We start from the raw sequence: 3,724 nt of genomic DNA, 5'->3' as shown, positions 1-3,724 counted from the left end.
CGAGCCGGGCCGAGGACACCGCCCGGCCGAGCCGGGCCGATGACACCGCGCGGCCGGACGGGGCCGACGACAATCCCCCCGCGCGGGCCGCCGACGACATCGAGCTGGACCTGCCGTGACCGAGGCGCTGCAGCGGCTGCACCCGGCACTGGTGCACCACATGGTGAACACGCTGGGGTGGCGGTCGCTGCGGCCGCTGCAGGACGCCGCCGTCGGCCCGGTGCTCGACGGGCACGACGCCCTGCTGCTCGCGCCCACCGCGGGCGGCAAGACCGAGGCCGCGTGCTTCCCCGTGCTCTCGGCGATGGAGCAGCAGCACTGGGACGGACTGTCGGTGCTGTACGTGTGCCCGCTGAAGGCGCTGCTGAACAACCTGCTGCCCCGGCTGGAGAGCTACGCCGCCTGGCTGGGCAGACGGGTGGCGTTGTGGCACGGCGACGTGCCCGCCTCCGCCCGACGCCGCATCCTGCGCGAACCGCCGGACATCCTGCTCACCACGCCCGAGTCGATCGAATCCATGCTGGTCAGTGCGAACGTGGAGCACGGGCGGTTGTTCGCCGGGCTGCGCGCGATCGTGGTGGACGAGGTGCACGCCTTCGCCGGGGACGACCGGGGCTGGCACCTGTTGGCCGTGCTGGAACGCCTCACCCGCGTGACCGGGCGGCCCGTCCAGCGCATCGGCCTGTCCGCCACCGTCGGCAACCCCGACCAGCTGCTCGGCTGGCTGCAGGGTTCCGGTGTGGAGTCCCGCCCCGCCACCGTCGTCGCCCCCGACCTCCCGCGACCGGCCTCCGTCGACACCGGTGCGGCGACCGCCCCGCCCGCCGGGGACGTCGAACTGGACTACGTCGGCTCGGTTGCCAACGCCGCCACCGTGCTGTCCACACTGCACCGGGGTGAGAAGCGGCTGGTGTTCTGCGACTCCCGCACGCTCGTCGAGGAACTCGGCGCCGCCCTACGCGAACGCGGCGTGACGACGTTCCTCTCGCACGCGTCCCTGTCGCTGGACGAGCGGCACCGCGCCGAGCAGGCGTTCTCCGAGGCGCGTGACTGCGTCATCGTGGCGACGTCCACCCTGGAGCTCGGCGTCGACGTCGGTGACCTGGACCGGGTCATCCAGATCAACGCCCCGACCACCGTGGCGTCGTTCCTGCAACGGCTCGGCCGCACGGGCCGGCGCGCGGGCAGCGAACGCAACTGCCTGTTCCTGGCGCTGCGCAGGGACGACCTGTTGTGGGCGGCGGCGCTGCTGCGGCTGTGGGGCAGCGGATACGTCGAACCGATCACCGCCCCGCCCGAGCCCCGGCACATCGTCGCCCAGCAGGTCCTCGCGCTCGCCCTGCAGGAGAACACCATCGGCCGGCACACCTGGTCCGAGGAGTGGAACGGGCTCGCGCCGTTCGACCGGAGTGCCGAGCCGGTCGTGCGGCACCTGGTCGACGACGGCTTCCTCGACCGGGACGGCGAACAGCTGTTCATCGGCCCCGAGGCGGAACACCGCTTCGGACACCGGCACTTCATGGACATGACCGGGGTGTTCCTCGCACCGCCCCAGTTCACCGTCCTCGCCGGGCGGCGGGAGGTCGGCCGCACCGACCCGGGACTGCTCACGGAGAAGGTCGACGGGCCGCGCGTCCTGCTGCTCGGCGGGCGGAGCTGGAAGGTCACCTGGATCGACTGGAAGCGCCGCCGCTGCTTCGTCGAGGAGGTCGACGGCGGCGGGCGTGCCCGCTGGCTCACCCCGGGTATCGACGGCGCGAGCCATGCCCTGACCCGCGCGGCCCGGGACGTGCTGCTCGGCGACGGCCCGCCGGTGAAGCGCACCCGGCGGGCCGAACAGGTCCTTGCCGAACTGCGCGACGAGCGGCTGCCGACCGTGCACCCGGGCGGCACGATGCTCACCCGCCGCTCCGACGGTGATGTGCGCTGGTGGACCTGGGCGGGCCTGCGGGCCAACGCCACCCTGGCCGCCACCCTGGGCAGCGTGGCCGACGGGAAGCAGCGTTTCGACGACGTGTCCGTGCGGCTGCGCACCGACCTGGACCGGGATCTGTGGCACACGGCCACCGCCGACGCCGCCGAACGCCTCTGCCTGCCCGCCGTCGACGAACGCGCCGTGGCGGGGCTGAAGTTCAACGAGGCCCTGCCGCCGCGCCTGGCCGAAGCCACCCTCGCCGCCCGTCTGGCCGACCTCGACACGGCCGCGCAGGTACTCGCCGAGCCGGTGCGCTTCGGTGAGCTCGGGTGACCACCGGGAAGTCGGCCCGGTGGCCCGTCCTGTGCTGTTCGTCGACGGGAGCATCACTGTTCCGGGTGGAATCCGGGAGTGTCCCGGGGTCGCTCCCGCAGGTCCTCACTACGCGTCCCTAACGTCCCCGGCACGGGATGCGTTTCCCGTCCCGTCTCGAACCGGGCCGTCCGTGTCCGGTGGGTGCTGGGAGAGGAGGCCAGGCTTTGCGAAAGACGTTCGCGCTGGTGGCGGTGGTGGTCGTGGCGCTCACCGGGACGGTGGGGACGGCGTCGGCGCACGGAAGCGTCACCGATCCGCCGTCGCGGGTGTACGGCTGCTACGAACGCTGGGGTGACGACCACCTGTCCGCGGAGATGGCCGAGCGGGACCCGATGTGTCACCAGGCGTGGCAGGCCGATCCGAAGGCGATGTGGAACTGGAATGGTCTGTACCGCAACGGCGTCGACGGTGAGCACCGCGGCGCGATCCCGGACGGGCAGCTGTGCAGCGGCGGCCGCACCCAGGACGGCCGCTACGCCGCGTTCGACGCGGTCGGCGAGTGGAAGGCCGCCGAACGGGACAACACCTTCTCCGTCACCGTCCGCGACGGTGCCCGGCACGGCGCCGACTACTACCGCGTCTACATCACCCGGCCGGGCTTCGACCCCACGATGCACCCGCTGACGTGGCAGGACCTGCGCGTCGCCCGCGAGGTCGGCCCCGTCGGGAAGGTGGAGAACTTCACCTTCGAGGTGAACGCGGGCGAGCGCACCGGCCGCCACATCGTCTACACGATCTGGAAGGCCGCCCACATGGACCAGACCTACTACCTCTGCAGCGACGTCCGCTTCACGGGCGAGTGACCGAGCTGGTCACCCCGGGTGTGGGCGTGAGGGGCACTTTCCCTGCACAGAATGCAGTGAATGTGCCCCTCGCGGCACCCGACGCAGAGAAGGTGCCCTTCACGACACACCCAACGGGGGGCCGCCGGTCAGGCCGGTGAGGGTGACGGTCAGGCAGCGGGTCACCTGGTCGGGTGGGGTGTCGAGTTCGATGAGGCGGGCCAGGGCGGTCAGCAGGCACAGGACGTCGTCGGCGGTGACGTCGCCGCGCAGTGCGCCCTCGGCGTGGGCGGCGGCGACCAGGTCCTCCACCAGGGGGCGCAGGGAGCGGTCGCAGGCCGAGAGCCGGCCCGCCTCGGTGGTGGCCGCGGCCAGGTTCTCCAGCACCGCGCGGTCGCCGCGCTGGTAGGTCAGGGCGTCGGCGACGAAGCCGGCCAGCGCGTCCCACGCCGTCGGCCGTGTGCGGGCCACGGCGCGGGCCTGCTCCACCCACTGCGCGTAGCTCTCCGCGACCAGTGTCTCCAGCAGCGCGTCCTTGGACGGGAAGTGCCGGTACAGCGTGCCCATGCCCACCCCGGCGCAGCGGGCGACCTCGCGCACGTCCACGGCCTGCCCGCGTTCGGAGAACGCCACGGCCGCCGCGCGCAGGATC

At 72.9% G+C, this 3,724-nt stretch carries 3 protein-coding genes; 2 read left to right on the top strand and 1 reads right to left on the bottom strand.

Annotated elements, in window-relative coordinates:
• Positions 1-115 precede the first annotated feature (115 nt).
• The gene (locus ACTIR_RS0103730; RefSeq protein WP_026453267.1) at positions 116-2,248 is read left to right on the top strand and encodes a DEAD/DEAH box helicase; all 2,133 of its coding nucleotides are present in this window, start codon (positions 116-118) and stop codon (positions 2,246-2,248) included.
• A gap of 206 nt (positions 2,249-2,454) precedes the next feature.
• Complete coding sequence (locus ACTIR_RS0103725) at positions 2,455-3,093, top strand: lytic polysaccharide monooxygenase auxiliary activity family 9 protein (protein WP_026453266.1); 639 nt, start codon at positions 2,455-2,457, stop codon at positions 3,091-3,093.
• A 99-nt stretch (positions 3,094-3,192) separates the two neighbouring features.
• Here the strand turns inward: ACTIR_RS0103725 and ACTIR_RS21550 are convergent, their stop codons facing one another.
• Entirely contained in the window at positions 3,193-3,723 is a 531-nt protein-coding gene (locus tag ACTIR_RS21550) for a TetR/AcrR family transcriptional regulator (RefSeq protein ID WP_233345811.1), read from the bottom strand.
• Position 3,724 lies beyond the last annotated feature (1 nt).

The organism is Saccharomonospora iraqiensis subsp. iraqiensis, from assembly GCF_000430445.1.
Lineage (GTDB): Bacteria > Actinomycetota > Actinomycetes > Mycobacteriales > Pseudonocardiaceae > Saccharomonospora > Saccharomonospora iraqiensis.
This window is presented reverse-complemented; position numbering and strand designations above follow the sequence as displayed.